This window comes from Arthrobacter sp. TMT4-20, assembly GCF_054510775.1.
Genome location: NZ_JBTNDW010000004.1, coordinates 61541 through 87919 on the forward strand (window position 1 = coordinate 61541; position 26379 = coordinate 87919).

Below are 26379 nucleotides of genomic sequence, written 5' to 3' on the forward strand. Positions count from 1 at the left end.
CACCAGTGTCAGGCCAGTCCGTCCTGTCGGGCAATGATGGCGGCTTGCGTGCGTGACTGACAACCGAGCTTGGTCAGCACCCGCGACACATGGGTTTTCGTGGTTCCCGGGGAAATGCCCAGGCGCGCGGCAATGTCCCGGTTGGAAAGCCCTTCGGCGATTAGGCCCAGAACCTCGCTCTCCCGCTCAGTCAGCTGGTCCCCCGGGATATCAAGGTCGTCGCTGTTGTGCAGGGCGACGGCGGCGGGCAGCTTCTGGGGTTCGGCTAGCCCTCTTTTCGTTTCCCGATCGAGTGAAACATACGCGTCGAGCAGCCGCCGAGTGGCTTCCGGGGCAATCACAGCGTCTCCCGCGGCCACCCTGCGCACAGCATCGAGCAGTGCTGCCGGTTCTGCCGTCTTCAGCAGGAACCCGGCCGCACCGGCTCGGAGCGCGCCGAAAATGTACTCGTCGACGTCGAACGTGGTGAGGATGAGGACCTGTGCCAGACCCGCGCCGATGATGGCCTGCGTGGCCGCAATCCCATCCATTCCCGGCATCCTCACATCCATCAGCACGACGTCGGGGTGCAACGCGGTTGCGTTGGTGAGTGCTGCATGACCGTCTGAGGCTTCGCCCACCACCGCAACGTCCGGCGACGATTCAAGGATGAACCTCATGCCTGCCCTGATCGCCGAGTGGTCGTCGACGATCAGCACCCGGATGGGCGCATTTTCCGGGGTCATGGCGCAACCATAGTGCCGATTGAGGCCAGCGGGAGGGTCGCCGTCACCGTCCATTGGCCGTCGCTGCTGCTCGCGGATACCTGCCCGCCGATTGACGCTGCGCGCTCCTTCATGGAGATCAACCCCAGGCCCAGACCGGGTGGAGTTCCCAGGCCAGGGCCTGGACCGGGGGCTTCGCCATCCTTGAGCGGGTTGCGGACCCGGATACTCACGTCGGCTCCTCCTTCAACCGTGGCCACTTCCAACAGCACCTCGCTACCGGGAGCGTGCTTTGCCGCGTTGGTGAGCGCCTCCTGCACGATCCGGTAGCCCACCAACTCGGTCGCTGCGCTGGGCCGTGCGGCCGGACGGGCCGACAACCGGTCGGTGGCGGTGACCGACAGCCCGTTCTCCCGGGCCTGGTCCAACAGCGGTTGCAGGTGGGAGAGCCGGGGCAGGTGGGCGACGGCGTCGTCGGCCTTCGACCTGGCGCCGGTAGTGGAACCGGCCCAGCCGTCCGGCTCAGGGACCGTTTCAGTGTCCGCTTCAGTGTCCTCTTCGGTGTCCCCTTCGGGGGCGCGAAGCAACGTGATCATGGTGCGCATGTCCGCCATGGATTCGAGAGCTGACCGGCGCACCTGGGCAAGGGCCGCGCGGTCCTTGGCTTCGGCCGCCGGGGTGGCCAGAGCACCGCCGGAATGAAGGGCGATCGCCGAGAGATGGGAGGCGACGACGTCGTGCAGGTCCCGGGCGAGGGAGTCCCGTTCCTGCCGGATGGCCTGCTGTCGGCTGGCCAGGGAGAGCCGTTCGACGACGTCGGCGCGGGCGGCGGCGACGGTCGCCAGTTCGGTTTTGCGTCGCACATCCATCGCCCACCACAGCGGGCAGATGAACAGGACCGCTTGCTGCAGGCCGATCAACACGGTGAGTCGGAGGTCGGCGGTTTCGGCGAGTCCATAGATCATCGGCGCGGCCACCAACGCGCCGCCAACACCCCACAGCGCCCGACGTACCCGCACGGAGCAGATCAGGGCCGCCGTATAGAGGAGGTCAAAGAACGGCAGGAGGATGGCGATGCTGCCACCGAGCAGAAGGTCGACGGCGAGCGCCAGGAATCCGACGACAAGTGTGGCCAGGGGTGCGCGCCGCTTATAGACCAGCGCCGCACAGGCCACGGTCAGCGGGATCGCGAACCACCAGCGGTCGGTTCCGGTTAGTTGCACCAGCCCTGCCTGGTCGCCCCACACTTCGGTGAGTCCCAACCCGATCAGCACTAGACCGCAGACGAGGGTGATCGTTGCGGTGAGTGCATCACGGCGTTGGCTGGTGTTGTCCATCAGTTCATTGCATCATGTCGGCGTTATGGGCGGGTCAGTCGAAAGAGGTATAGGCAACGTCGGGGTCATCCTTTCCGCAGACGACGTCGGGCCGCGCAGGTCCGTAGTGTCCTTCGCATGACCCTTGCACTTGCCGGAGCACTGGCTGCCCTCGCCTTGATCGACTCCACCAGTTTTGGCACCCTGATGATTCCGCTGTGGTTGATGCTGGCACCGGGGCGGATGCGCGTTGGCCGCATCGTGGTGTTTCTGGTGACCGTCGCTGCCTTCTACTTTGGGGTGGGGCTGGCGATCATGTTCGGTGCCGAGGCAGCGGCGGCTCAGCTAGGAGACTTCTTCAGTTCACGCCTCGCCCTCACCGTGCTGTTTGCCGCCGGTGTCGGGCTGGTCATCTGGAGTTTCCAGTTGGAGGCGAAAGCCAAACGGGAGAAGAAGGAGGGTGCGCCGCCGTCGGCCCGGATCCTGCGATGGCGTGACCGGGCGGTCGGGTCAGAATCATCCGGTGCCGCAGGCGTCGTCGGGTCCGGCAGCGTCGGCGGGTCCGGCAGCGTCGCCCTGATGGGCCTGGCGGTGGGAGCCGGGACCGTCGAGGTGGCAACGATGCTTCCCTATCTGGGGGCGATCGGGCTGCTGACCACGTCGGACGTGGGGTGGCCGATGACCGCCGGGGTACTGGCCGGGTACTGCCTCGTGATGATCCTTCCGGCGCTGGCCATTTTGGTGCTGCGGCTGGTGGCGTCTCGTTGGGTTGATCCGGTGCTGAGGAAACTTGACCGCTGGTTGACCCGCAACTCCACCAATACCCTGTCCTGGGTGGTGGGTATCCTCGGCGTCCTGTTGGTGGTCAACACGGCGGGAGAAGTGCTCTAGCTCGGGAGACTGAATTTCGTTGTCCCTGTTCCCGGCAACTGGCAGTATGTGGCGATGGACGAGAGCGAGATTATTGAGTTCGTTTCCGCGCTGCCGGGCGTCGTGTCGCTCACCGCGAGTGCTGCGGATGGTTCGCCCGAGAGCGCGTGGGGAGATACCTTCTTCACTTACGATCCCGACGGCGACATCCCCGCCACTCACCGGTTCCCTTTTGCGACGATTGTTGGCTCCAATTACAAGGGATTCGATGAGGCGTCCGATCTTGACCGGCCGGGGGTCTTCAGGGTTAATGTCGCAGTCGGTCGATCGTGCTTTGAAACGCTTTTCGGGCGGTCGCCGAAGGATGCGGCCGAGCACCTTTCGCAGTACGACGTCGCAGCGTCGGACGTCCTGTTTCCGCACCCGAACTACGCGTCGCAGGCCTGGGTGTCAGTCATCAATCCGGCGGAGCAGACCACGGCTGAGCTGAGGTCACTGCTGGAGCTGGCTCACGATCTCGCGCGGAAGCGGCACGACCGGCGGGGCTAGAGGTGCTCACTAATGGGACGGATATCCTTTCCACCGGCGCATACCTGGTTGGCGAGCGAGTTCGCTCCACCCCAAGCGACAAAGAAGTGATCCCGGTTGAGGTGCCCCATCTCGGCTTCTCGCTGCTGAGCTGCCGGTAGCGGAAGAACTGGCACCGCGAGGACATGTGTTGCCGATAATCCCACACCGATGTCCGGGTCGACCACTCCTGGCCCACGGTTGCCCCTAGCCGCCAAGCTCAAACCGGAGTAGACAGTGGCTATGAGCAAATCACGGGGGGCCGCAGCACTATTGGCCGAGGCGCTGGGGATTGTCTTGGGAACCGAACAGATCCCGCTTCGTCTGCGGGCCTGGGACGGCTCGGAGGCCGGCCCGGCAGAGGCGCCGGTGATTGAGTTCCGGTCCCGGCGAGCACTGCGGCGAATGCTTTGGTCTCCCGGCATGCTGGGTCTAAGCCGGGCCTACGTCGCCGGTGATATCGACGCTCCCGGCGACCTCTACGCAAGCTTCACCGCTCTGAGCGCCGTCGGTAAATTCGCCGAACTGGAACCCTTCAGCCCCCTGACCCTCCGCGAGCGCGCCAGGTTGCTGCGCATAGCGGTCCGGCTCGGTGCCATTGGCCGCAACCCCGCGCCCCCGCCCGAGGAAATCACGATCGACCGGGTCGGACGGAAACACTCCAAGAAACGCGACGCCGTCGCCATCTCCCATCATTACGACGTCGGCAACGACTTCTACGCGCTCGTCCTCGGCCCGTCCATGGTCTACTCCTGCGCGGTCTGGGACTCCCCCGAAACCGGTCTTGACGCGGCTCAGGAGGCGAAACTCGATCTGGTCTGCCGGAAACTCGGCCTGGAACAGGGGATGCGGGTACTCGATGTCGGCTGCGGTTGGGGCAGTTTCGCGCTGCATGCGGCGGAACGCTACGGGGCCGACGTCGTCGGCGTCACCCTGTCCGCCGAACAGGCGGAGCGTGCCCGCAAACGGGTGTCCGAGGCCGGGCTCACCGAGCAGGTGGAGATCCGGGTGCAGGACTACCGCGACGTTGACGACGGCCCTTTCGACGCGATCAGTTCCATCGGCATGTCCGAGCATGTGGGGCGCGACCAGATTGCCGGGTATTCGGGCCACCTGTTCGGCCTGCTGCGCCCCGGCGGTCGACTGCTCAATCACGCCATCTCCTGGAATGCCGGTGACACGATGCGCCCGGACCCCGATTCGTTCATCCCCAAGTACGTCTTTCCCGACGGCGAGATGCTCAGCCTCACGGTGATGGTCGGTGCCCTGGAGTCGGCGAAGTTCGAGGTGGTCGACGTCGAAGCGTTGCGTCAGCACTACGCGCTTACCCTCCGCGCGTGGGTGCAGAACCTTGAAGATCATTGGGACGAGGCGGTCGGCCTGACAAGCGAGGGTCGGGCCCGGGTGTGGCGCCTCTATATGGCGACCAGTGCACTGGGATTCGAGAACGGGCTGACTGGCGTGAACCAGGTGTTGGTGCAGCGTCCCGGCGGGGCCCAGCCGCCGCTGCGGCGGACGGATTGGCTGTAGGCTGGCCGCTAAACGCCTGCAGCGCCTGGCTGCGGTCAACCCGCGAAAGGCAGCAATGACGCTTGCGACAGTCTTGAGGAACGGCCACGTGTTCGACGGCGAACGCTTCCTCCCCGGCCAAACCGACGTCGTCATCCGCGACGGGATGATCGAAGCTGTGGGCCGCGACGCCGGTTCAGTCGACGCGTATGCGGAGGCCACGGTGGTGGATTGCGCTGGTCATACGGTCCTTCCCGGCCTGATCGACCTGCACGTTCACGTGATGACCTCCACTCCCGGCTCCATCCAGGCGATGGTCGATCCCTACTCGCTGCAGTTCTACGAGTCCGTGCGGAACCTCGAGGCAACCCTCCGCGCAGGTGTCACCACCGTGCGCGACGCCGGTGGCGCTGACCTGGGTGCGAAACAGGCGGTCGAAACCGGGGTTGTCAAAGGTCCACGGCTCCGCATCGCCGTCAGCATCATGTCCCAGACCGGTGGTCACGGCGATCTGTGGCACCCGTCGGGACTCGACTCCCCCGACTTTGGGCCTCATCCCGGCCGTCCCAGCGGCATCGCCGACGGCGTCGAGGAAGTCCGGAAGGTCACTCGCACGCTCCTGCGGGCCGGCGCCGACCAGATCAAGATCTGCTCCACCGGCGGGGTGCTCTCGCCGACCACCGACCCGAGGCACTCCCAGTTCACCCCCGCGGAGATCGCCGTCGTCGTTGAGGAAGCCGGGATGCAGGGCAAATACGTGATGGCCCACGCGCAAGGCACCGCCGGGATCATCAACGCGCTGCGGGCGGGCGTGCGGACCATCGAGCACGGCATCTATCTCACCGACGAGGCAATCCAGCTGTTCCTGGACACCAAGGCTTACCTGGTGCCCACCCTTTCAGCTCCGCTGGCTGTCATCCGCAAGGACGAATCCGGCACCAGCGGCCTGTCGCAGCAGGTCATCGACAAAGCCCAGCAGGTGGCGGAAGACCACCGCCAGTCGGTCGCCCGTGCCATCGCCGCGGGTGTCAGGGTTGGCATGGGCACCGACGCGGGGGTCGGCGCGCACGGGGACAATCTGGAGGAACTCGCCCTGATGGCCGACGCCGGCATGACCCTTGAGCAGGTGTTGGCCGCTTCCACGTCGGTGCCGGGCGAACTCATCACGCCCCTCAACTCCGTGGGCCGGTTGGCAGAGAAGCACCTGGCCGACGTCGTTGTGCTTAACGGCCAACTGGAATCGGCGGAGCAGTTGGCTGGTCTGAGCTCCATGATCGGGCAGGTCTATCAGGGTGGCGTGCTGCAGTTTCCGGAGGGGTAGCGGTCACGTGGCCTTGCGGGGGTAGCTCGCCTATCGAGTTCTCGTAGGTAGGCTGCTTCCCTCATCTTCACAATTGGCTGACCCTTGGCACGGACAATCAAGTGGGGTCACGCGGGCTGTATTGAACGCAATAGACGGCTCGCAGAGTCATTGTTTGGGATCGAATATTTGTTCGAGAGATTTGTCCACATAGCCTCGAAATCCGCAGGAATGTCGGTGCGGTTTGGGACAATAGAGGTATGGACGGCAGCGCAGCTCCATCACCGCAACGGAAGGGAATCCCCTCCCGGATAGCGGCTCCGCCCGGAGGTGCTGGTCGGGTGAGCGGGCCAGACGGCGGCGCCCGTTCCGGTGCTACTTCTGCGACCGCGTCCTCGGCTGGAAGTGCTGGTAGCAGCATTGTTGTCGGGGACATGAGGGCGGTGGCGGTAGCTTTGTCGTCATTGGAGCCGGCTGGTGATGCGGCGGGGTTGATTGATCAGCTGCGTGAGCTGGAGGATCTGAAGTCGGCGATCGCTGGGGTGCAGGCCCACATCACTGTCGCGGTCGACGTACTGGAGCGCCAGGCTCAAACCCTGGCCGGGGTGCCCGTTACTGAGCGGGGGAAAGGGGTGGGGGCGCAGATCGCGTTGGCCCGCCGTGAGTCCCCGTCCCGGGGTAGCCGCCTCCTTGGATTGGCGAGGGCCCTGGTCACGGAGATGCCCCACACCCTCGCCGCCCTGCATCAAGGCCAGCTCAATGAGTGGCGTGCCACCCTGTTGGTGAAGGAAACCGCGTGCCTGTCCGCTGCTGACCGGACAGCCGTCGACGAGGACCTCGCCCCCGACACCGGGGTGTTCGAGGGGTGTGAGGATAAGACGATTGTCGCGGCGGTGAAAGTCGCCGCGTACCGGAGGGATCCCCGGTCGGTGGTGAACCGGGCCGCCCGTGCGGTGACGGAACGGTGCGTGAGTATCCGCCCCGCACCGGAGACCATGGCCTACCTCACCGCCCTGCTGCCGGTGAAGGAAGCCGTCGGCACCTATGCGGCCCTGACCCGCCGCGCCGACACCACCCGGGCCACCGGCGACCCACGGTCTCGGGGCCAGATCATGGCCGACACCCTGGTTGAACGCGTCACCGGGATCTCTGGGGGTGTCAGCCGGGTCGAGTTGCAGGTCATCATGACCGACCGTGCCCTCTTCCAAGGCGACAGTGAACCAGCCAGGATCCCCGGCTACGGCATCATCCCCTCCCGCTGGGCCCGGAACCTCCTCACGGTGGCAGAGATGACGGCCGACGGATCGACCGGCTTGAGCACCACCGAGCCCGGGCCTGGCAGAAACGGCCCAGACCCCGCCACAAAGGACCCGGCAGAATCGACCGGCCCGGCAGAGCCGACCCAGTCCGGGAAAATGGGTTCCGCCTTCGATGTGTGGGTGCGCCGGCTCTATACCGCCCCTTCGACGGGGGAGTTGGTGGCGATGGACTCCACTGCACGGCGTTTCACGAAAGCCCAACGCCGGTTCATCACCGCCCGGGATGACACTTGCCGGACCCCGTATTGTGATGCCCCGATCCGGCACTTCGACCACATCATTCCGTGGCATCGCGGCGGGCCCACCACCATTACCAACGGGGCAGGGCTCTGCGAAGCGTGCAACCACACCAAAGAACTCCCCGGTTGGACGGTGCGGCTGCAACCCGGTCAACGACACAAGTCTCGACATGCGCTACGGCTCACCACACCTACCGGCCATAGCTACGACTCCATCGCCCCACCCTTACCCGGAACTGGGATTGGCGGTGCCGGCAGTGGCCGCAAACTAACTGAGCGAGTGCAGCTGAAGGCTTTGAGGAGAATTCGATCTCGTCCTTGATTACGCCCGCCGTTGATCATGAAGGTTACACATCACGCCGTTGGCATTGTCAGCCTCGGACTTCACGACTGCGGTAACGCGTTGCACTCGCTCGGCCACCGCTCACCTCGATACAGGACGGTCCTGCATCTCACACTTCTTCACCACCAAGGCCGGTCAAAAGGTTCTAGGACGAAAGCAGCAACGGTTATACGAGTAGACGCTGCAAATCGACAAGTACTCGCTACTCTGCCGCTTTCGTTGAATACTCAATAAGTTCACTTCTGAACGATCCACAACATTTGTCTCGTTCGTCTCATTCGTCTCAGGAGTCTCAATGCCAATCAATCCGAGTAACAGTCCCGCGCGCCGTCTCGCCATCGCAGTGATCCTGCCTGGTCTTCTCTCGGGAATGCTGGTGTTTTCAGCACCAGCCGCCGCGGCACCGAACACCCAGTCAGGTATCTGCAACGGGGTGGTAAACCAACTGGCGCATCGCGGCACAGTGCAAGGGAACCTCCTGAAGGCGGCAGCCAAGAAGAACGTCGAAGCTATTGCGGCATTGCAGGCTGAGCGGACCACGCTGCAGACCACCGCCCAAAAGCTGGCGGCGGAAATCGCCACTGCTGACGCGTCAATTGCGGCGTTGGATACCAAGGCAATTGAGCTTGACGCAGACATCATCGACGCCCGGGAAAAGCTGGCAGCTTTGGCCCTTGAGCAATCAGCAACAGCGCAGGACATCACCGACGCCAACAAAGCAATCGCCGAGCTTGAAACCTCCCGATCGAACACTGGGGAAGAACTCGTACCGCTGCAACTAAGCCTGGCAACCCATCAAGGGACCGCCGAGGGCTTGGCCAAGGAGGCGATGACCGTCGGAGAGCAGCTCGACCGGAAGCAGATTCTGCTCGCTGCAGCAGAAGAGGAATTGGCCGAACTGACTTCGGTCGCGGATGCCTCAGCAGCCGACGTCGATGCCAAGCAGGGGACGCTCGGCGCAGCCCAACGCGATCTGGTGGCGTTGGAAGAAGCTTCGGCCAACACAGCTGCCGCGGTCCAGAGCGCAACCATCGCCGTCAGCGACGCGGAAGCTGAACTCCAACGACTCGACGACGCCGGCACCTCAGCACAGGATGACCTCGATGCCCAGTCGGCCGCCATCGCAACGGCGATAGCGGAACTGACAAAGCTTCAGGACGATGCGTTTAAGACCGCTGACGCCCTGACGGCTCAGAACACCGCGGTCAGCGAGGCGGAGATCGCGCTTCGCGATGCTCAGACCGCCGCTGACTACGACGCCGACGCGGTTGCAGCAGCCTCCCAACAGATTGCCTCCGCCGAATCGGCACTTCTGGACCTGCAAGACGACGCGGAGCAGGCGGCTTCCGCGGCCGCAGCGAACGCTGCCGCGCAGCAGGCCGTCGGGACCCAAATCCTGGACCTGCAGAGCGAAATTGCCACAGCGGATAAGGCTATTGCCGCGTTGAGGAGCAAAATAACGGATGCACAGGACTCGCTCAGCGTCCTCACCGCGAGTAAAACAGTCTTGACCGAGCAGATTGCCACGCTAACAACCCAGATCGACGCCATTAACGGCAATTCCAGCGCCAAGCGGGATCTTCAGAAACTCCGTGCCGACAAGCAGACTGAGTTGACAGCATTGAATGTTCAGATAACCGACAAGACCAGCACCATCTCCGGTCTACAGGGCGACCTTGCGACACTTCAGAAGAATGTGGATGCCCTCAACTCCGACCTTGTCCTCAAGCAGCAGGAAAGCAGTTCACTGCAACAGGAGGCGGCACCACTTCAGGCAGCACTTACCGCTGCGAATGACGCCGTCCTCGCTACCAACAGCCAGATTGCAACACTCCGTACCCAACTTCCGGCGCTGGAAGAGGCAGCAGACAATGCTCAGGCAGCGCTGACAACACGGGAAGATGAGCTCGCGTCACTGCAAAGCGAACTTGATGAGTTCGCGTCTGCCGCGTCGGAGGCAGCAAGCAAGGCAACAGCGCAGGAACAGATCGTTGCTGATCTACAACAAGCACTGCCGGCCCTGAGCGATGGCGTGGCTGAAGCCGAACAGGCGATTGATGATCAGCAATTGATCCTTGACGGATTGCGCTCCGACCTCACCGCGGCCACCACTGCCGCCGACGCTGCAGCGGAGTCGGTGGAGCAGAAGAAGACTGAAGTCGCGGGGCTGGACGCTGAACTGGCGAAGCTGCAGCAGGCAGCGGATGATGCCGCTGCAGCGGTCATCTCCAAGCAGGGCGAGGTATCCACTCTGAGCACCCAGGCGGAAGCACTGGTGGTCACGCTCACCGGATTGAACTCCCGGATCACATCGACGGAGGCTGAGGTCCTCGCATTGCAAAACCGGGTGGCCCCGCTGCTGGCGCAGTTGAACAATCTCAACGGTGAGATCAGCGCCGGTGAGACACAGTTGAAGACTTTGCAGGGACAGTTGGTTGCACTCGATCAGAAGGTGACCGATACGCAGACCACGCTGCGTGGATTGGAGGCACAGAAGAAGCAAGACAAGGACGCGATCAAAGCTCTGAAATCGACGCTTATCGGGTTGCAGGGTCAGCTTGGCGAGGTTCAGCAGCAGATCCGTGCGATCGACGGCCAGATCGCCCTCGGAGGTTGCGTCGCCTGAATCCTTCTAGGGATGCGCAGTCCTGGTAGCGGCTGACCGTGCTGAAATCGAACCCAGCACGGTCAGCAATACCAGCACCCCCGCGGCCCACGCCAACCCGGCATAGCCAATCAGCACCAGAGCCACACCGGAAGCCGCTCCCCCTGCAGCGCCGGCAAGGTTCATGATGAGGTCGGTCCGGCCCTGAATCTTCGGCCGGGCAGCACCGGTCGCAAGATCCGCCACCAGAGCCGACCCCGCGACAGTGGCCGCACTCCAGCCCAGTCCGAGGAACACCAGTCCCACGGTCACCAGGACCGGATCGTCCTCGCCCAACGCAACGATCGGCAGCGACACCGCGAACAGGCCCTGCCCAATCAGGATGGTCGCCACCCGGCCCACCCTGTCGCTGAGCCACCCGAAGACCGGCGACAGCGCAAACATCCCAGCAATGTGCAAGCTGATGGTCAGCCCAATAATGGTCAGCGTGACACCGTGATTGATCAGGTGCACAGGCGTCATGGACATCACCGACACCATCACCGCGTGGCTGATAGCGATGGAGCCAATGGCAAACACCAGCGGACCCCGCCCATGGATGGCGCCGGGAGCTGCCTCACTGGCATTCTCGGGAGCGTTGGATTTACTCAACAGATACGGGTCGGGGCGCAGGGCCACCAGGTAGACCGTCGCTGCGGCCAGCTGGGCAAACACAGCGATCAGGAAGGACCCCGTGAGCGACGGCATCTGCAGCGTCGACGCGATCGTCTCACCCGGCCCGATCAGGTTCGGCCCCAGCACAGCGCCGATCGTAGTGAACCAGACCACCAAGGAGAGGTCCCGCCCCCGATGCTGCGAACTCGCCAGGTCGGTGGCTGCGAATCGGGCTTGAAGATTCACCGCGGTGCCCACGCCGAGAAAGGCGAAAGCAAGCAACAGCAGAGGGAACGAGCTCAGCCACGCGGCAACGATAGCCACCACCGATCCCGTCGCCGCAAGAAGCGCACCAGTGGTCAGCGCCCGACGTCGGCCCAGCCGTTGCGCGAGCCGCGCCAGCGGAATGGCACTCGCCGCGGCACCCAGGGTGCTCAACGTCGTCGCCGTACCGGACAGCGCATCCGACCCGGAAATGTTGGCGGCCATCACCGCCCCGATCGAAACGGTGCACCCGATCCCGATCCCGCCCAGGATCTGCCCGACAATCAGCACCCAGACGGTACGCCGCTGGACGGCGACGATGTCGACCGTCGCCGTTACCGCCGATGTCGATCTCGATGCGGATGGCCCGGCGAACGCTCGCTTCGGTGGTTGGCTGCTAGTCATGGGAAGAGCGTAGCGGGAACCGGCTACGGGTGCGTGGGAGGGTATGCGTTTGAAAAGGCGCATGCGTTGCATGCGATGCATGCATTCTCAGTTTCGAAAAGTGCATGCAATGGATGCAGTGCATGCACAGTTTGAATCGGATATAGCACCGCACCTACCAAACCAGGCCCTCTATACCGACCGAAGGTGGCCGCCTTTTCGTCCAGCAGCGCCGACAGCTGCCAGCGCGGCCATGTAACCCTTGATATGCACAGCCGAGCCAAACCCGGAGCCCGGCTGAACCTTGGTCGCATCCACATGGCCGGCGAGCACCGCCTGCAGTTGATCCAGGATCTCCTCACGACCCAGCCCCTGCGTCCGCAGTCGCTGGGCTGCTTGCCACACTTGAGGTGGTTCATCGTTCCACAGCTGGGACACCACCAGTTCACGCAGCGCAGCGCTCCACACCGGAGAACCATCGGGTGCGGCACTGGAAGGATACTCGTCCATTCCCACCGTGTGCAGTTCCTTCAGCTCCCCCAGCACCAGCAACCGCAATTCGTGAGGCTTGTTCGCGTTCAGCTGCGGGTAGTCATCGTCGCCAATCCAGGTGCCAAAGTACGGCATCGCCAGTTGTCGACGGTCCATCGCAGCCTGCGCCTCCTCAAGGTTCGCCAGATCCAGTCCTTCAAGAAAGGCCATCCCCGGTGACCGTTCGTCCTCATCCGAGTTCCTCAATTCTTCAGCGTCGTCGAGAGCTTCCCCGACAGCATCCACCAGCAAGTCCACGGCCGCCTCGGGGAGCCCCATCTGCGCGGCGCACCAGTCAACCCACGCGTTGAGGAACCAGGGAAGTGCCTCCAACTCGACGTCGTCGAGCATCACTTTGCGCGGAAGGAACCATCCAACAAATGTGTCCATTTTCGGCGGACTCACACGCACCAGCCGGCCGCCGTCGTAGTCACGGCCAAAGCCAATCGCCAAGTCGGCAAGGCGAATGAACTGCTCTTTGAATGCCCGCGCCGATGCAGGAGCTATGTCCTGTTGAATGTCCCGCATGAACGTGGCAACCAACCGCTCGGACTGAACCTCATCAGCTTGAATTTGCGCCTTTTCTTCGGCTTCGCTCTGCGCCCTCCGCGTATTGAGGTCGACGACGCCGCTCTCCGGCAGCGCAAGTAACCGCTTCAGCGCCAAAGCCCGGTCCTGGTCGTAGGTGGGACCCACCTCCGGGTTGCTGGTGATGTCAGTGGCCGCGATGGCATCAAGGCCCAGCCGGCGTGCTTCCGACAGCCCAACCGGCACCACCGCTGCCCCAGCCATTCTCCATGCCGAGCGTTCAAGGGTCTTGAGGAGATTGCGTGCACTGTCGCTGAAGACCACCTCAGTGGCGTAGCCGCCCAGATGGTTGGTGTCGATGCTCAGGTACAGACCATGTTTACGTCGCCCGGCGCGGAACTCGATGACAATTTCAATGAAGTCACCGAATACGTCAGTAAGCATCCAGGCCGCAGTGGCTTCCAGTTTCCGCAGCGGGGCAAGCCAGGCAGGCGGTTCGACCCCGGCCTCGGCCAGCCGTCCGGCGGCGGCTGCGGCCTGGGCGTCACCGGGCGCATCGACTACCTGCGCCATCGCCCACAGCACCGCGGCTGAGGTCCGATTAGCTTGACGTTCAGCGTGGCCCACCCAGTCGCTGAACAATGTGTTGTCGATGCCTGCGCCCAGATTGGTGGTCTGGTGCATGCCTGCGTAGACGGCCGACGCCATCTGCTCCGATTCCAACGACGACGTCTGGTCCAAGTCCGCAGCGAAATGCGGCGCGACCCGGCGGTACAGTTCGGCGATGGGATTGGGCGGAGGGGCGTTTCGCCTCTCCTTGCCCGCTGATTTCGGCTTGCGCGTGCGGCTCTTAGGGCTCATCAATCGATGATGCCACCCTTGCCGCCCAAAAGTCTCGGATGAATAATTGTTGAACAATCCGTTAAACTCGTGCATCCTAGAGAGACCACTCAGGAGAGACGAGGATCACAATGGTGTACATCGACCTCAACAGCGACGTCGGCGAATCGTTCGGAAACTGGACCATGGGCGACGACGCCGCCATCTTCCGCTCCGTTTCCAGCGCCAACGTCGCCTGCGGCTTCCACGCCGGGGACCCCTCCACCATCGCGCAGACCTGCCGGGACGCCGTCGAAGCCGGCGTCACCATCGGCGCCCATGTCGGATACCGGGACCTGGCCGGATTCGGCCGCCGCTTCCTCGACCTCTCCTCCACAGAGCTCGCCGACGACGTGCTGTACCAAATCGGCGCCCTCGACGCGATCTCCCGGGCCGCAGGCGGCACCATCAAATACGTCAAACCCCACGGCGCTCTCTACAACACCATCGTCACCCACGAGGTGCAGGCCCAGGCAGTGGTCGACGCCGTCAAGGCGTTCGGCGGCGACCTCCCACTGCTGCTCCTCCCCGGGTCGGTAGCCCTCGACGCAGCAGAGAAGGCGGGCCTCCGCGGCGTGGCCGAAGCCTTCGCCGACCGCGCCTACAACCCCGACGGCACCCTGGTCTCACGCCGCGAATCCGGAGCCGTCCTCCACGACGAGGACGAGGTCGCCGCCAATATGGTCCGCCTCGCCACCGAGGGAGTCATCATCGCCCGCGACGGCTCAACCCTGAAGACCACCGCCGAAAGCATCTGCCTCCACGGCGACACCACCGGCGCGGTCTCCATGTCCGCCGCCGTCCGCCGCGATCTTGAGGCCGCTGGCATCGACATCCGGAGCTTCGTGTGACCCCTCCCGAGATTCGCTGGGCCGGGCCCCGTGCCCTCCTGATCCAGCTCGAATCGCTCGAATCGGTCCTCGCGGTCCACGCCCACCTGCAGCAGCACCCACTCCGTGGGCAGGTCGACGTCCTCGCCGCCGCCCGGACCGTGCTCGCCGTCTTCGACTCCGGCACCAGCGCCCGCGCCGCCCGGACCGCCGTCGCGCAACTGGACACATCACCGGCCGCTGACTCAGCGCCGGTCGGCGATCCGGTGCGGATCGAGGTGGTGTACGACGGCGACGACCTCGCCGAAGTGGGCCGCCTCACCGGCCTCGACCCTGACGGTGTCATTGCCGCGCACACCGGCCAACTGTGGACGGCTGCGTTTGGCGGCTTCGCCCCCGGATTCGCGTACCTGGTCGGCGAGAACGAGACGCTCACCGTTCCCCGCCGCACCTCACCACGCACCGCCGTCCCCGCCGGAGCGGTGGCGCTGGCCGGCAACTTCTCGGCCGTCTATCCGCGACGCTCCCCCGGCGGCTGGCAGCTGATCGGCAGGACCGCGTCCCGCCTCTGGGATCTGGGTCGGGACCAACCGGCCCTGCTCCGTCCGGGCACCGCCGTGCAGTACGTGGCTGTGCGGGAAACGGTCACGGTGTCAGACCCAGCAGCCGGTGCGGGGGCGTCGACGGACGCGCCCAGCGAAACCGGTCATTCGCTCGAGGTCCTCACGCCAGGACCGCAGTCACTGATCCAGGATCTGGGCCGACCCGGCCTCGGCGACGTCGGCGTCTCCAAAGCCGGCGCCGCCGATACCGCGAGCGCCCGCCAAGCCAACCGGCTGGTCGGCAACGCACCGGGCGACGCGGTGATCGAAACCATCCTCGGCGGCCTCACCGTCCGGGCCCACGGCGAACTCACGCTCGCCCTGGCGGGAGCCATCACACCCGTCGAGATCACCACCACCAACGACGCCGGCGGCGACAGCACCCGCACTGCACCGATGTGTTCACCGTTCGCGCTGCACGACGGCGAAACCCTCACCCTCGACCAGCCCGACGCCGGGCTACGCACCTACCTGGCCATCCGCGGTGGAATCGATGTGCCCGAAGTGCTGGGCAGCCGGTCCACCGATGTGATGTCGGGGATCGGACCGGATCCCCTCGCGGCCGGGGTGGTCCTGCCGATTGGGGCAATTGACCAGGGCCGCACGGTCGGCGCAGCGGAACCGTCGACCCTTCCCGACGCCGTCCGGCTGGGTTTGGAAACCCCTGTGCTCCTGCGGATCACCGGCGGCCCCCGGCACGACTGGTTTACTGACGAATCCCGGACCGCAATCACCAGCCAGACCTGGACCGTGACCGCCGAATCGAACCGGATCGGCGTCCGGCTCGCCACGGACGAGAACCAGGAAGCCGCAGAGCCGCTCGAACGCCTCACCGCCGATGAACTTCCCAGCGAAGGAGTCGTCGCCGGATCGCTGCAGGTGCCGCCCTCGGGGCTGCCCGTGCTGTTCCTGGCCGACCATCCGGTGACCGGCGGGTATCCGGTGATCGGCGTCGTCGTCCCCGATGACCTGCCGATCGCCGCCCAGCTGCCGCCCGGAACAGCGTTGCGGTTCCAGTCCGTCGACCCGGAGACTCTGCAACCCCTGACAAAGATACAGACCCCGATCACCACCCGACGCTCGTGAAAGTAGCAACCATGAAGAAGGTCCTGATCGCCAACCGCGGGGAAATCGCTGTCCGCATCGCCCGCGCGTGCACCGACGCGGAGCTGACCTCGGTGGCCGTGTACTCCGAGCCCGACGCCGACGCCCTCCACGTCCGGCTCAGCGACGAGGCCTACGCGCTGGGCGGGTCGGCCAGCGCCGACACGTACCTCAACATGGACAAGATCCTCGCCATCGCGAAGCAGGCCGGCGCCGACGCCGTGCACCCCGGCTACGGCTTCCTCTCCGAGAACGCCGACTTCGCCGACGCAGTGCAGGACGCCGGATTGATCTGGATCGGCCCGTCACCCGATGCCATCCGCAGCCTCGGCAACAAGGTCACCGCCCGCGAGATCGCGGTCAAGGTCGGCGCCCCGCTGGTCCCCGGTTCCGACGGACCGGTCGCCAATGCCGAGGAGGTCAGGGCCTTTGCTGAGGAGTTCGGCGTCCCCGTCGCCATCAAGGCTGCCTATGGCGGCGGCGGTCGCGGGATGCGGATCGCCCACCGGATGGAAGATATCGACGACGCGTTCGAGTCGGCGGTCCGCGAGGCCACCGTCGCGTTCGGACGTGGCGAGTGCTTCGCCGAACGGTTCCTCGACAAGCCGCGTCACGTCGAGGCGCAGGTGCTCGCCGATACGCACGGCAACGTCGTCGTCGTCGGCACCCGCGACTGCTCCCTTCAGCGTCGCAACCAGAAACTTGTCGAAGAGGCCCCCGCCCCGTTCCTGACCGATGATCAGCGCAGCCGCATCCACGAGTCGGCCCGCGCCATCTGCCGCGAAGCCGGGTACACCAGCGCGGGCACCGTTGAGTATCTGGTGGCGCCCGACGGCGTGATCTCCTTCCTGGAGGTCAACACCCGCCTGCAGGTGGAGCATCCGGTGACCGAGGCGACGTCGGGCATCGACCTGGTCCGCGAACAGTTCCGGATCGCCGCCGGCCTGCCCGTCAGCATCACCGAGGATCCGGCGCCGCAGGGCCACGCCATCGAGTTCCGGCTCAACGCCGAGGACGCCGGCCGCGGGTTCCTGCCCTCCCCCGGCCCGATCGACGTATTCGAGGCGCCCACCGGTGCGGGCATCCGCGTGGACACCGGGGTGCGCTCCGGCTCCAGCGTCCCCGCCGAGTACGACTCCCTGATGGCCAAGCTCATCGTCCACGGCGAAGACCGGCCGCAGGCCCTCCGCCGGGCCCGCGCTGCGCTCGACGAACTGCGGATCGAAGGCCTCCCCACGGTGATTCCTTTCCACCGCGCGGTGGTGCGGGACCCCGACTTCACCAACCCGGAACGGCTCGGCGTCTACACCACCTGGATCGAGAATGCCTTCGCTGAACGGTTGGACGCTGCGTTGTCGAGTGGCACCACCGGTCCACTCGCCCGCAGGGAAACCCTCACCGTGGAAATCGACGGCAAAGCGGTCCAGCTGGGATTGCCTCCCGAGGTCTTCGCCGCCCTGATGAACGGTGGCGGCAACGCTAACGGAAGCGCCGCCGCACAGTCCCCCGATACTGCAGCGAACGACGACGGCGCAGTCACCGCTTCGATGGGCGGCACCCTGGTGAAGTGGCTGGCCGACGACGGCGCCACGATCACCGCGGGCCAGCCAGTCGCCGTCGTGGAGGCCATGAAGATGGAAACCGAGGTGCTCTCCACGTCAGCCGGCACGTTCCAGCGCGGCGGGCAGGAGCCGGGTGGCGCCGTCGCGCGCGGAGAAATCCTGGGGAAGGTTCTCAGCACGGTCGGCTAACATCTGTTGGTGACGAGGGTGGGGGAAAACAATGGCTATCGAAGCAGCCACGGAGCTGGATAACGGGGCAACAGGATCGGGTTCGGGTTCGGGTTCGGGTTCAGGATCGGGATCGGCAGGCTCAGGGTCGGCCGAGCACGCGCACACGGCGGCGTGGATCGCGACCGTCCTGCGGGGTCGGATCGCCGCCGGCGAGCTGACGCCGGGGTCCAAGTTGTCGGAGCAGTCGTTGTCGACGGCGCTCCGCGTTTCCCGCAATACCCTGCGTGAAGCGTTCTCCACGCTTGCCAGCGAGTCGATTGTGACGCGGATTCCCAATCGCGGCGTGTTCGTGGCATCCCCGGGAGCCGAGGAGGTACGCGAGATTTACCGCGTCCGCCGGATGATCGAACCCGCCGCCGCCCTGTGGGGCGAGGTCACCCCCGAGGTCCTTGAGAACATGGAAGCCATTGTCCGGCGGGCCCAGGCGGCGCGCGACGCCGGATCGGTGCCCGACATGGCCGACGCCAACCAGGCGCTGCACAGCGCCGTCGTCGGCCTGACCGGCAGCGAATCGCTGCGCACGCTGATGGACCGGGTGCTCGCCGAGATGAGGCTGGTGTTCCACGCGATGGCGTCGGCCCCTGACTTTCACAGCCACTATGTGGACCGCAACGTGCAGCTGGTCGAGCGGCTCCGGGCCGGGCAGCGTGACGAAGCCGCTGCAGGGCTGCGTGCCTACCTGGACTCGGCCGAGGCCGAGCTCCTGGGCCACCTCGCCGACGAAGCGTCCTAGGACACCAACAGTCAGGGCACCAGGTAGTCGCTGTCCCGGGCGTCCGTGATGAGCATGTGTCCCGGTGCGTGGCCGATTGCCAGCGGCGGCCGTGACTCCATCACCGCCGCCTGCGGGGTGACCCCGCAGGCCCAGAACACCGGAAGATGACCCTCGGGGATCTGCACCGCGTCCCCAAAGTCCGGTGAACCCAGGTCGACACCCAGCTCCTCCGGATTCCCCACGTGTACGGGTGCTCCGTGGACAGCGGGATACCGGGAGGTGATGCGGACGGCGTCGGCCACCTGGGCTGCCGGAACCGGACGCATGGACACCACCAGCGGCCCGGACATGGCACCAGCCGGGGCTGCCTCCCGGTTCGTCCGGTACATCGGCACGTTCACGCCCTGGTCGATGTGCGCAATCCGGACGCCGCCGTCCTGCAGCGCGGTCTCGAAGGTGAAGGAGCAGCCGAACAGGAATGTCACCAGGTCATCGCGCCAGTGCTCGGTAATGTCGGTGGGCTCGTCCACCAGGACGCCGTCGTGATAGACGGTGTACTTGGGGACGTCGGTCCGGATGTCGCCGCCGGCCAGCAGCGGCCCGGTGGTTTCGCCCGGCTCCAACACTCCGAGGATGGGGCACGGCTTTGGATTCCGCTGGGCGAACAGGAGCAGATCGAACGCCTGCTCCCGCGGGATCGCCAACACGTTCACCTGCGCGTAGCCGCGGGACCAGCCCGACGTCGGGCTCACCAGTCCGGCGCGGAAGGCGGCACGCGCGTCGGCGGGCAGCATCGCGGCCGGGTCAACCGGCAGCTTGATCAGCCCCACAGCTGAGCCAGCCCGGTGATGGAGGTGTAGCCGAGAAACAGGGTGAGGAACCAGGTGATGATGCCGACAATCAGCAGCCACTTGGGGTAGACGTAGCCGTGCATCAGGTCGCGGCGACGCCAGGCGACAAAGAGCAGCACGCCGAAGCCGACCGGCAGAATCAGCCCATTGAACGCGCCTGCGAAGATCAGCAGTTCCTGTGGTGCCTGGCCAAGGAACAGGTAGGCCACGGCGCAACCGGCGATGAACGCGACGGTGATGAGGTTCCGCTTGCGTTCGGGTGTCTTTGAGGTGGTGATGAAGGAGACCGAGGTGAACGCGGCTCCGATCACCGAGGTGATTGCGGCGGCCCAGAGGACGATGCCGAAGACCCGCATGCCGATCTCACCGGCCGCAATACCGAAGGCCTCTGCGGCCATGTTGTCGCTTGTCAGTACCGCACCGCCGGCGACGACGCCGAAGATCGCGAGGAACAGCAGCACCCGCATGACTCCGGTGACCAGGATGCCGATCACCGAGCTGCGGGTGATTTCTCCCACGTTGTCCGGACCGGTGACCCCGGAGTCGAGCATGCGGTGGGCACCGGCGTAGGTGATGTAGCCACCAACGGTGCCGCCCACCAGGGTGGTGATGATGAGGAAGTCGATCTGTTCGGGGAGGATCGCGTTCTTGAGGGCTTCACCGACGGGAGGAGCGGCGACAATGGCCACGTAGATCATCAGGAGGATCATGATGGCGCCGAGGAACACCACAATCCGGTCCAGCGCCATGCCAGCCTTTTTGCTGACGAAGATCATGATGGCGATGACGGCGGAGATCGCGCCGCCAATCTTCGGGTCGATACCGAGCATCGCGTTGGCGCCGAGCCCGGTGCCGGCGATGTTGCCGATGTTGAAGACCACACCGCCAATGAAGACCAGGCCGGCCAGGAACCAACCGACGCCGGGAAGGACCTTGTTGCCGAGCTCATGGGCACGCAGCCCGGAAACGCCGATGACCCGCCAGACGTTCATCTGCACGGCGATGTCGATGAGGATCGACGCCAGGATGGCGAACGCGAACGCTGCGCCGATCTGGGCGGTGAACACTGTGGTCTGGGTGATGAAGCCCGGCCCAATGGCGCTGGTCGCCATGAGGAACATGGCGCCCAGGAGCGCGGTGCGCCGAGCAGAGGAGCTCAGCTTCGGTTTGTTCTCGGTATCTGCCATGGGCCCGTCCGTAACTTCAAGGTGACTGGAGTCACATTTAGTAGTGGAGACGACCCTACAGGTTGTTGAACAATCTGCGCAAGGTATTGTTCAACAATTTTGGGATCATGAGCGTGCCAACAAGTTAATCTCTGCCCTCTCCCCGCGGTAGGAATCAGTGACTTCCTAGGTAGGATCAAACAGGCTTGGTACTGCGTTCTGGGTTGGGGTGACATGCTGCGAACTGCGGATTACCGGCATTTATGAAAGGAACTACAGCATGACCTTTGGTCCTGTCCGACATCTTCCAGGATCTTATGATGTCTCGCCGTTGGCTAAACAGCTTCCCATTGCTGTGCTTTTCTTGGCCGCAGCGCTGATGAGCAGTTTCATTTCGACCCTCACGGTCAGTCATTGGCCGTCCCTGGTTGCTGGCACCGTGCTGATAGTCGCGGCAACGCTGTGGGCTGTGATCGTTTCGCGGCAGTCCACGCCGCGTTTGTTGCTACTCATTCCTGCGGCGGATTTCCTCGCAGCAGGGCTGCTTCGTCACGGGAGAGGTGACAGTCAATCAATCTATGCTTCCCTGGTGCTCCTTCCCGTTCTGTGGCTGGCCGCGATCGAAGGTCGACGGTATATTCCTTACGCTGCTCTCGGCGCTGCGGTCGCTATTCTCGTCCCCTTCGCCCTGGGTGCTGGCACAGAGGACAACCCGAACGAGCTACTTCGTGGTTTTTACAGTGTGATCGTTTTTTCGCTGGCTGCGGGAGTTGTCAATGAGTTGGCTTCCAGGGCCCGCAGACGCCTGAGGTCCGCAAGGGCACAGGCTGCAGCCTCAGCTGACGAACTGAGCCGGGCTGCTGAAATTCAGGGCTATCTCTTGCCAAAAGAAGCAGCACTGTTGAGTGGTTACGAAACCGCCGGCGCGTGCGTCCCCTCCAAGGCTGTTGGCGGAGACTTTTTCGACTGGTATGAAATCAAAGGAGGTCTCGGATTCACTCTGGGGGACGTCATGGGCAAAGGTGCAGGCGCAGGAATGATCGCCGCAACCACCCGCGCAGTGATCCGCAGCGCGAGAAACAGCGAAGATCCGGCCGTCGCACTTAGCCTCACATCAGATTGCCTGACGACAGAACTAAGCCAGGCAGCCTCATTCGCCACGATCTTCCACGCCCGCCTCCGCGCCTCGGACGGGCGAGTCCTGTTTTCAGACGCGGGCCACGGGCTGACTTTGCTCATCCGGGCAGACGACAGTTGGGAAAGGCTCTCTTCAAAAGAACTACCCGTTGGACTACTCCCGGATTCCACCTGGAATTCTTTCGAGATTTGGTTGGCTCCCGGAGACATGATTGTCAGCCTCAGTGACGGAGTGCTCGACCTGTACGACGGCACCCTGGCTGCCATCGACGAGATCGCTCAGCTTGCACTCACCGCCACCTCGGCCAAAGACATAGTGGAGATGGTGCAAAAACTTGCTCTCACCACCAATAACCCTGATGACGTGGCCGTCCTCGCCGTCCGCAGAACTGTTGAGCAGCCAGCGTGGCCGAATGATCTGGAGCCAAGCGGCCATCAGCTGGCCGGCAGCTCCTGACAAAAGTCGCTTGAGGTTTGATCGACGTGAACAAAGAACGGTTACGATCGATTTGTATTAACCGGATCAGCCGCCCTCGCGGCCGACACTATGAAGGGCAAGTATCCGCGTGAATGAGTCCGTGCTCGACATCCCGAGACGGGACCTCCCTGCGCTACCAAAGGGTGAAGCTGAAAGACTCGAATCTCTCGCCGACACGGGGTTACTCGACACGCCAGCCGAAGAGGGTTTCGACCGGATCACCAGGCTTGCCCAGAAGCTCTTCGGTGTCAGCGCCGCTTCGGTCTCGCTCATCGCCGAGGACAGGCAGTTCCTCAAATCGATCGCTGGCAACCTGGAGGTGAATGGGCCAAGGGCTGAATCATTCTGCACCCACACCATAATGACCCCCGACACCCTCGTGGTTGAGGACGCCGAGGAGGACGACCGGTTCAGGACCAACCCCTATGTTGTAGGCCTACCCAACATCCGATTCTATGCAGGACAGCCTCTGCAAGGTCCAGGCGGTCATAACATTGGCACGCTTTGTATCAGCGACCAGGAGCCCCGCGCGTTCAATGGGGAACAGGAAAAAGTGCTGCAGGATCTTGCCGCTATCGTCCAACGCGAGATCAATGTCCGCACCGATCTGAGGAACGGCGCCAGAATCCAGCAAGCGCACCTGCCCGAGCAGGCTCCGCCTATCCCCGGTTACACCATCACCGCCGCATTCCGCCCGGCCGGTGATCTTTCCGGCGATTTCTACGACTGGGACCTCGTGAACGGCCGATTCCGTTTTACCTTGGCGGATGTCATGGGCAAGGGCACCGGCCCAGCGATCCTCACCGCCACTATCCGGGCTGGCCTGCGGGCTACCGCGGACGTTGATCCAGCATCAGCCCTGACCACGGTATCCAGGGAACTCATCGATAACCTCGCGCGGACTGAAAGTTTCGTCACTGCATTCCACGGCGAACTCGACCCTGTCACAGGGATAGTGACCTATGCGGATGCAGGTCATGGACTGGCGCACTACGTTCCGGCTGGCGCCGGAGCCCGCCGACTCGCTACCGGCAGCGGCCCCCTCGGTATCATGCCGGGCCTGCAGTGGAACACCCACGCATTTACCCTCGACTCGGGCGATGCGCTCATTATCCCCAGCGACGGACTCCTTGAACTGCTTAACGAAAACCTTGACGAGCTCGCCTGCGAGTTGGCGAAACTATCCTCCAGCGACGACCTCTCTGCCGATCTGGACCTGCTCCTCAGCAGCGCGGGCACCCCCACCGACGACGTGACCGTTTTGATCCTGCGCAGAGACTGACCCCAATTCGTTTGGATGCATCACTAATGGCGTAGCTCATGTAATGCTTTAGAAGATTCTTTTCGCCCGTGGCAAGCCGTAGGTATGTGAGGTAATAAGTGAAATTTAGTTACGAAACCAGGGAGACATACGCCGAGGTCAAGGCGGACGGTCGCCTGAATATGGTCTCCGCCCCGGAATTGCGGGAATTTGTGTCCGAGCTGATCTCTGATGGATCGACACGCATCGTGGTCAACCTGGAACAGGCGGTGTTCATGGATTCATCAGGGCTAGGAGCGCTTATCGGCTGCCTGAAGGCCGCACGGCAGGCTGGCGGCGACCTGAGGATTGCGGCCGTTCAGCCGCAAGTGAAGATGGTGCTTCAACTCACCAGCATGGACAAGGTTTTGACGCCATATGCGACAGCTGCAGAGGCTTTCAGCAATGACTGACATCCTGGCTTCTCGGACCTATCGCGGACTGGCTACCGAAAGCGCCGTGGAGGCGGTTCACAACGAGCTCGATAGCCTCTGGGTTGAGCTCCCTCTGATCCAGGACATGGACCAGATGACCTTCACCACGGCAGTTATTGAGTCCGCCTCCAACATTGTCAAGCACGCAGAGCCTGCCGGTGAGGCCCCACTGGAAATTAGCGTGGACCTAGAAGTCCGGCCTACCCAGCTACGGGCTTGCCTTAGTGCCTATCATGCCAAGCCACCGTATGGATCGATGGAGCCGATGACCCCGGACCAGGACGCAGAGTCGGGCCGCGGTTTGGCACTCATTCAGTCGCTGGTCACCACCGTCACATTTGAACGGCAGGATGCCACCAACACCTGGGTGCTGTCTCGAACATCACAGAACTGAAACATCACAGAACTGAGCTGAGGCCGGCTGGCCCCTTTGTCTATCCTGTGGAAACCCTGCACTAATGCTTATCGATTCCGTGGGACCTGGTGACCTTCCCGCGAGACAATGAGAACCTCGACCACAACGGATGGTCGGGGCATTTGGGCAACCGTCTTGATGTAAAAGGCAAACCCGGTGTGAGCCGGGGACGCAAAGCCACGGGGCCCCTACGGGTCAGCCGGGCTACCAACTCCCGAAGGTGCCGCCAGCTATGGTCTCTGCCGTGTCGCTATCCCCTTCCGCCCCTCGAGGGCTGACTCGTCGAAACCCTGTCGTGAGTATCCTGCTGCTGCTCTGCACCGTCATGATCTTCGCTCTTGGAGTTGTTCCCGCAGCCCAGGCGGGAGCAGCAATCAGCCTCAGCCACTCGTCCGGGCAGGCGGGGACATCTGTGACGGTTACCGGTACCGGTTTCCCCAAAAACACCAAAGGATCTGTGGTTGCTGGCACCACCACCACTGTGATGCGCACCAATGCAACGGGGGCTTTCCAGATCGCCGTCGTGATTCCGGCCGGGGCCTCTTCTGTGGTTGTTACCGCGAAAGTTGGCTCAGCATCAGCCTTCTCAGTCTTCACTATTGTGGCTGCTGCTCCTGTACCGGACGCCGGGGCTACCTCCCCAAAGGGAATCCGGTTCGGGGTGGGGACAAACGGTGGCCCGGCCGCCACCATGGAGCTCGATGAGGTGGCGGCGATGGCCGGCGAGGCGCCCTCGCTCGTCCTCTCATATAAGGACTTCAACCAGGCTCCGCCCTTGGCCGAGCTTGACGCGGTGCGTGCACGGGGAGCCGACACCTTGTTGACGTGGGAGCCGTGGGCGTGGGGGAACGGGGTGGAGCAACCTGCATACTCCCTGGACCGCATCGCCTCAGGCGATTTTGATAACTATTTGCATCAGTGGGGTACGGCGCTAGGCAAGTGGGGCCACCCGGTCTACCTACGATTCGGTCACGAAATGAACGGCGACTGGTATCCCTGGTCCGAAGGGGTCAATGGCAACGGGACAGGCGACTACGTTGCAGCCTACCGGCATGTGCACGACGTCCTCGCCTCTACTGGAGCAACCAACATCCGCTGGGTCTGGAATCCGAATGTACCTTACTGGGGGTCAACTCCGTTGACCCACCTGTATCCGGGCCCCGGCTATGTCGACGTGGTGGCGCTCGACGGCTACAACTGGGGCACATCTCAAAGTTGGAGCGCGTGGCAGGAACCGAAAGACCTCTTCGGTGAGGGGCTGTCACAAATCAGGCAGCTCGCCCCCGGTAAACCCATCATGATCGCCGAAACGGCGTCGTCTGAACTCGGCGGATCAAAAGCCGCCTGGAATACCGAGCTGTTTAGCTACCTCTCAGCGCAAGCAGATGTTGTGGCGCTCATCTGGTTCCACATCAACAAGGAAGCCGATTGGCGCATCAACAGCAGTGACTCCTCAACCAGTGCTTTCAAAGCGGCCCTCGCCAGCCGCCGCTGATCATCGAATGAGCGACAACTACAGGTTCCAATCTGGCTGCCCGACTA

21 protein-coding genes and 1 riboswitch are annotated in these 26379 nt (G+C 63.9%); of the genes, 15 read left to right on the forward strand and 6 right to left on the reverse strand.

Annotated features, from left to right (window positions below; genetic code table 11):
- Window positions 1–8: 8 nt before the first annotated feature.
- Window positions 9–725 (reverse strand): response regulator, encoded by a 717-nt coding sequence (locus ACX80Z_RS05715; RefSeq protein WP_459315201.1) that lies wholly within the window; start codon window positions 723–725, stop codon window positions 9–11.
- Window positions 722–2041, reverse strand: a complete 1320-nt coding sequence (locus tag ACX80Z_RS05720) for a sensor histidine kinase (RefSeq protein ID WP_459315202.1) — start codon at window positions 2039–2041, stop codon at window positions 722–724. The genes ACX80Z_RS05715 and ACX80Z_RS05720 overlap by 4 nt, the downstream gene beginning before the upstream one ends.
- 117 nt (window positions 2042–2158) lie before the next feature.
- Between ACX80Z_RS05720 and ACX80Z_RS05725 the strand changes: the two genes are divergently transcribed.
- From ACX80Z_RS05725 to ACX80Z_RS05750, 6 genes are all read left to right on the forward strand, one after another.
- Window positions 2159–2911 carry a GAP family protein gene (locus tag ACX80Z_RS05725; RefSeq protein WP_459315203.1) on the forward strand — a complete coding sequence of 251 codons (753 nt, stop codon included), beginning with the start codon at window positions 2159–2161 and terminating at the stop codon, window positions 2909–2911.
- Window positions 2912–2965: 54 nt separating this feature from the next.
- The gene (locus tag ACX80Z_RS05730) at window positions 2966–3439 is read left to right on the forward strand and encodes a DUF6194 family protein (protein ID WP_459315204.1); all 474 of its coding nucleotides are present in this window, start codon (window positions 2966–2968) and stop codon (window positions 3437–3439) included.
- Between the two features lie 261 nt (window positions 3440–3700).
- Window positions 3701–4987: a class I SAM-dependent methyltransferase gene (locus tag ACX80Z_RS05735; protein ID WP_459315205.1), complete on the forward strand. Its 1287-nt coding sequence runs from the start codon at window positions 3701–3703 to the stop codon at window positions 4985–4987.
- 55 nt (window positions 4988–5042) lie between these two features.
- Window positions 5043–6287, forward strand: coding sequence for a metal-dependent hydrolase family protein (locus ACX80Z_RS05740; RefSeq protein ID WP_459315206.1), 1245 nt, complete (start codon window positions 5043–5045; stop codon window positions 6285–6287).
- Window positions 6288–6700: 413 nt separating this feature from the next.
- On the forward strand, window positions 6701–8146 hold the full coding sequence (locus ACX80Z_RS05745; RefSeq protein WP_459315303.1) for an HNH endonuclease: 1446 nt from the start codon (window positions 6701–6703) through the stop codon (window positions 8144–8146).
- A 316-nt stretch (window positions 8147–8462) separates the two neighbouring features.
- Window positions 8463–10793 carry a coiled-coil domain-containing protein gene (locus ACX80Z_RS05750; RefSeq protein ID WP_459315207.1) on the forward strand — a complete coding sequence of 777 codons (2331 nt, stop codon included), beginning with the start codon at window positions 8463–8465 and terminating at the stop codon, window positions 10791–10793.
- 6 nt (window positions 10794–10799) lie between these two features.
- On the opposite strand, the gene ACX80Z_RS05755 is transcribed toward ACX80Z_RS05750, so the two are convergent.
- Together ACX80Z_RS05755 and ACX80Z_RS05760 are read right to left on the reverse strand one after the other, a co-directional pair.
- Window positions 10800–12095, reverse strand: coding sequence for an MFS transporter (locus tag ACX80Z_RS05755; protein ID WP_459315208.1), 1296 nt, complete (start codon window positions 12093–12095; stop codon window positions 10800–10802).
- 171 nt (window positions 12096–12266) lie between these two features.
- Window positions 12267–13994, reverse strand: a complete 1728-nt coding sequence (locus tag ACX80Z_RS05760) for a hypothetical protein (protein ID WP_459315209.1) — start codon at window positions 13992–13994, stop codon at window positions 12267–12269.
- A gap of 110 nt (window positions 13995–14104) precedes the next feature.
- Here ACX80Z_RS05760 and ACX80Z_RS05765 point away from each other — a divergent pair, with 110 nt between their 5' ends.
- The 4 genes from ACX80Z_RS05765 to ACX80Z_RS05780 are packed head-to-tail and all read left to right on the forward strand — an operon-like array spanning window position 14105 to window position 19074.
- Window positions 14105–14863, forward strand: a complete 759-nt coding sequence (locus ACX80Z_RS05765; protein ID WP_459315210.1) for a LamB/YcsF family protein — start codon at window positions 14105–14107, stop codon at window positions 14861–14863.
- Window positions 14860–16530 carry a 5-oxoprolinase subunit B/C family protein gene (locus ACX80Z_RS05770; protein WP_459315211.1) on the forward strand — a complete coding sequence of 557 codons (1671 nt, stop codon included), beginning with the start codon at window positions 14860–14862 and terminating at the stop codon, window positions 16528–16530. Before ACX80Z_RS05765 ends, ACX80Z_RS05770 begins: the two co-directional genes overlap by 4 nt.
- Before the next feature lie 11 nt (window positions 16531–16541).
- Window positions 16542–18299 carry an acetyl/propionyl/methylcrotonyl-CoA carboxylase subunit alpha gene (locus ACX80Z_RS05775; protein ID WP_459315212.1) on the forward strand — a complete coding sequence of 586 codons (1758 nt, stop codon included), beginning with the start codon at window positions 16542–16544 and terminating at the stop codon, window positions 18297–18299.
- 31 nt (window positions 18300–18330) lie between these two features.
- Window positions 18331–19074 carry a GntR family transcriptional regulator gene (locus ACX80Z_RS05780; protein ID WP_459315213.1) on the forward strand — a complete coding sequence of 248 codons (744 nt, stop codon included), beginning with the start codon at window positions 18331–18333 and terminating at the stop codon, window positions 19072–19074.
- 11 nt (window positions 19075–19085) lie between these two features.
- Here ACX80Z_RS05780 and ACX80Z_RS05785 read toward each other — a convergent pair whose 3' ends face one another.
- A complete protein-coding gene (locus ACX80Z_RS05785; protein WP_459315304.1) occupies window positions 19086–19850 on the reverse strand; it encodes a putative hydro-lyase in 765 nt (254 codons plus the stop codon).
- Window positions 19851–19876: 26 nt separating this feature from the next.
- Window positions 19877–21094, reverse strand: coding sequence for an NRAMP family divalent metal transporter (locus tag ACX80Z_RS05790; RefSeq protein ID WP_459315214.1), 1218 nt, complete (start codon window positions 21092–21094; stop codon window positions 19877–19879).
- A gap of 358 nt (window positions 21095–21452) precedes the next feature.
- On the opposite strand from ACX80Z_RS05790, the gene ACX80Z_RS05795 reads away from it, so the two are divergent.
- The 5 genes from ACX80Z_RS05795 (at window position 21453) to ACX80Z_RS05815 (ending at window position 26332) form a co-directional block, all read left to right on the forward strand.
- Window positions 21453–22667, forward strand: coding sequence for a PP2C family protein-serine/threonine phosphatase (locus ACX80Z_RS05795; RefSeq protein ID WP_459315215.1), 1215 nt, complete (start codon window positions 21453–21455; stop codon window positions 22665–22667).
- Window positions 22668–22776: 109 nt separating this feature from the next.
- Window positions 22777–23970 (forward strand): PP2C family protein-serine/threonine phosphatase, encoded by a 1194-nt coding sequence (locus ACX80Z_RS05800; protein ID WP_459315216.1) that lies wholly within the window; start codon window positions 22777–22779, stop codon window positions 23968–23970.
- 98 nt (window positions 23971–24068) lie between these two features.
- Window positions 24069–24401 carry an STAS domain-containing protein gene (locus ACX80Z_RS05805; RefSeq protein WP_459315217.1) on the forward strand — a complete coding sequence of 111 codons (333 nt, stop codon included), beginning with the start codon at window positions 24069–24071 and terminating at the stop codon, window positions 24399–24401.
- Window positions 24394–24816, forward strand: a complete 423-nt coding sequence (locus tag ACX80Z_RS05810; RefSeq protein ID WP_459315218.1) for an ATP-binding protein — start codon at window positions 24394–24396, stop codon at window positions 24814–24816. Before ACX80Z_RS05805 ends, ACX80Z_RS05810 begins: the two co-directional genes overlap by 8 nt.
- A 157-nt stretch (window positions 24817–24973) precedes the next feature.
- A riboswitch (cyclic di-GMP riboswitch) is annotated at window positions 24974–25049 on the forward strand.
- A gap of 83 nt (window positions 25050–25132) precedes the next feature.
- Entirely contained in the window at window positions 25133–26332 is a 1200-nt protein-coding gene (locus ACX80Z_RS05815) for a glycosyl hydrolase (protein WP_459315219.1), read from the forward strand.
- Window positions 26333–26379 lie beyond the last annotated feature (47 nt).

Coding starts and splice junctions, on each gene's coding strand:
- ACX80Z_RS05715 (WP_459315201.1), bottom strand. CDS start 725: ATGACCCCGGAAAATGCGCCCATCCGGGTGCTGATCGTCGACGACCAC.
- ACX80Z_RS05720 (WP_459315202.1), bottom strand. CDS start 2,041: ATGGACAACACCAGCCAACGCCGTGATGCACTCACCGCAACGATCACC.
- ACX80Z_RS05725 (WP_459315203.1), top strand. CDS start 2,159: ATGACCCTTGCACTTGCCGGAGCACTGGCTGCCCTCGCCTTGATCGAC.
- ACX80Z_RS05730 (WP_459315204.1), top strand. CDS start 2,966: ATGGACGAGAGCGAGATTATTGAGTTCGTTTCCGCGCTGCCGGGCGTC.
- ACX80Z_RS05735 (WP_459315205.1), top strand. CDS start 3,701: ATGAGCAAATCACGGGGGGCCGCAGCACTATTGGCCGAGGCGCTGGGG.
- ACX80Z_RS05740 (WP_459315206.1), top strand. CDS start 5,043: ATGACGCTTGCGACAGTCTTGAGGAACGGCCACGTGTTCGACGGCGAA.
- ACX80Z_RS05745 (WP_459315303.1), top strand. CDS start 6,701: ATGAGGGCGGTGGCGGTAGCTTTGTCGTCATTGGAGCCGGCTGGTGAT.
- ACX80Z_RS05750 (WP_459315207.1), top strand. CDS start 8,463: ATGCCAATCAATCCGAGTAACAGTCCCGCGCGCCGTCTCGCCATCGCA.
- ACX80Z_RS05755 (WP_459315208.1), bottom strand. CDS start 12,095: ATGACTAGCAGCCAACCACCGAAGCGAGCGTTCGCCGGGCCATCCGCA.
- ACX80Z_RS05760 (WP_459315209.1), bottom strand. CDS start 13,994: ATGAGCCCTAAGAGCCGCACGCGCAAGCCGAAATCAGCGGGCAAGGAG.
- ACX80Z_RS05765 (WP_459315210.1), top strand. CDS start 14,105: ATGGTGTACATCGACCTCAACAGCGACGTCGGCGAATCGTTCGGAAAC.
- ACX80Z_RS05775 (WP_459315212.1), top strand. CDS start 16,542: ATGAAGAAGGTCCTGATCGCCAACCGCGGGGAAATCGCTGTCCGCATC.
- ACX80Z_RS05780 (WP_459315213.1), top strand. CDS start 18,331: ATGGCTATCGAAGCAGCCACGGAGCTGGATAACGGGGCAACAGGATCG.
- ACX80Z_RS05785 (WP_459315304.1), bottom strand. CDS start 19,850: ATGCTGCCCGCCGACGCGCGTGCCGCCTTCCGCGCCGGACTGGTGAGC.
- ACX80Z_RS05790 (WP_459315214.1), bottom strand. CDS start 21,094: ATGGCAGATACCGAGAACAAACCGAAGCTGAGCTCCTCTGCTCGGCGC.
- ACX80Z_RS05795 (WP_459315215.1), top strand. CDS start 21,453: ATGAGCAGTTTCATTTCGACCCTCACGGTCAGTCATTGGCCGTCCCTG.
- ACX80Z_RS05810 (WP_459315218.1), top strand. CDS start 24,394: ATGACTGACATCCTGGCTTCTCGGACCTATCGCGGACTGGCTACCGAA.